Annotated in this window: 2 protein-coding genes; one reads left to right on the forward strand and one right to left on the reverse strand. The window is 61.6% G+C overall.

Annotated features, from left to right (window positions below):
- Window positions 1-39 precede the first annotated feature (39 nt).
- On the forward strand, window positions 40-609 hold the full coding sequence (plsY, locus tag ACIPZE_RS25290; RefSeq protein ID WP_129395768.1) for a glycerol-3-phosphate 1-O-acyltransferase PlsY: 570 nt from the start codon (window positions 40-42) through the stop codon (window positions 607-609).
- A gap of 23 nt (window positions 610-632) precedes the next feature.
- Here the strand turns inward: plsY and tsaD are convergent, their stop codons facing one another.
- Complete coding sequence (tsaD, locus tag ACIPZE_RS25295) at window positions 633-1,658, reverse strand: tRNA (adenosine(37)-N6)-threonylcarbamoyltransferase complex transferase subunit TsaD (RefSeq protein WP_283438572.1); 1,026 nt, start codon at window positions 1,656-1,658, stop codon at window positions 633-635.
- Window positions 1,659-1,913 lie beyond the last annotated feature (255 nt).

Raw genomic sequence — 1,913 nt, forward strand, 5'->3', positions numbered from 1 at the left:
GCCGTTAGACTCAGGGCGTCCTCGCCCGGAATAGTTAGCATGTTTTGGTTACTGGCGACTCTCGCCTACCTGCTCGGCTCGCTGTCCTTCGCCATTTTGCTCAGCCGCCTGACCGGAAATCCGGATCCGCGAATGAGTGGCTCGGGTAATGCCGGCGCCACCAACATGCTGCGCCTGGTCGGTCGCAAACTGGCGATCCTGACCTTGCTGGGTGATCTGTGCAAAGGCCTCGTGCCGGTGCTGATCGCAGCGGCTGTGGGCCTTTCTCTTCAGGATCAGGCGTGGATCGGCGTGTGTGCCGTGATCGGTCACCTGTTCCCGCTATATTTTCGCTTCCGTGGCGGCAAAGGCGTCGCCACCGCTGCCGGCATGCTGCTGGGTCTGTATCCCCCCGCCGCGCTGCTGGCAGTATGCGCCTGGTTGCTGACGTTTTACCTGACCCGCACCAGCTCGCTCGCAGCGCTGATCGCCACGCCACTGACCCTGCCGTTGCTGGCCTGGCAGGAGCCGGAGGCGCTGTTGCCGATGAGCGCGCTGACACTGCTGATCGTCTGGCGTCACCGCGGCAATCTACGCGACCTGTTTGCCGGGCGCGAACGGCATTTTTAAATACCGCTCATGAGCGCCGCTCATCACAACGCCGACAACTGCTCCATCGGCCAACGTGCCTGCACGCTGATCGCCAGGCTTTCCTGCTGACCGGCCTGCAAACGCTGGCAACCGGCAAACGCGATCATCGCGCCGTTGTCGGTGCAGAATTCGGGACGGGCATAAAACACATCGCCCTTCATGTCGCCGAGCATTTTCTCCAGCGAAACGCGCAAGGCCTTGTTGGCACTGACGCCGCCAGCAATCACCAGACGCTTCATGCCCGCCTGTTTCAGGGCGCGCTTGCACTTGATGGTCAAAGTCTCCACCACGGCCTGCTGGAACGCCAGCGCGATGTCGCAACGGGCTTGCTCGTTGTCGTCCCCGGCGCTGACGCACTGCTGCCAGGCGTTGAGCGCAGAGGTTTTCAGACCACTGAAGCTGAATTGCAGACCAGGGCGATCGCACATCGGACGCGGGAAGGTGAAACGTCCTGCGACGCCCTTCTCCGCCAACTTGGCGATTTCCGGCCCACCCGGATAATTGAGGCCCATCATCTTCGCGGTTTTGTCGAATGCTTCACCGGCAGCGTCGTCGAGTGTCTCGCCGAGCAGGCTGTATTGACCGATGCCATCGACCTGAACCAGCTGCGTATGACCGCCGGAGACCAACAAAGCGACGAACGGGAATTCCGGCGGTTCTGGCTCCAGCATCGGCGCGAGCAAATGCCCTTCCATGTGGTGCACGCCAAGCGCCGGAATGCCCCAGGCAAACGCCAGCGCCTGAGCGCAGGAAGCACCGACCAACAGCGCGCCAACCAGGCCGGGACCCGCGGTATAGGCGATTGCATCGATCTCGGTCGGCACACAGTCAGCCTCGGCCAACACCTGACGAATCAAGGGCAGCATGCGCTTGACGTGGTCACGCGAGGCGAGTTCCGGCACCACACCGCCATAAGCGCGGTGCAGGTCGATCTGGCTGAACAGTGCGTCGGCCAGCAGGCCGCGTTCACTGTCATATAATGCGACGCCGGTTTCGTCGCAGGAGGTTTCTAATCCCAGTACTAGCATGGGTTTGCGCCTTGTTTAGGCTGAATTCGAAGGCGCGCATAATAGTCGTCGCGGGATGCCCCGACCAGCGGTTTTCGATCAGAGGCTTTGCATTCCGAGCGATGAGGGGTTAACATCCGCAACCCTTAAAAACCGACGTCTTCAAGTGCTCTTTTGCCGCGAGGATGTTGACCCCGGTAATGACTGAAGGTAGCTCTGGATGCCAGGCGTCGGGGGTCAAGAGAAGGCACCATGCGACGGTGCTCTGCGGCGGGG

The sequence above is a fragment of the Pseudomonas sp. NPDC089741 genome (assembly GCF_044748825.1).
GTDB lineage: Bacteria > Pseudomonadota > Gammaproteobacteria > Pseudomonadales > Pseudomonadaceae > Aquipseudomonas > Aquipseudomonas helmanticensis.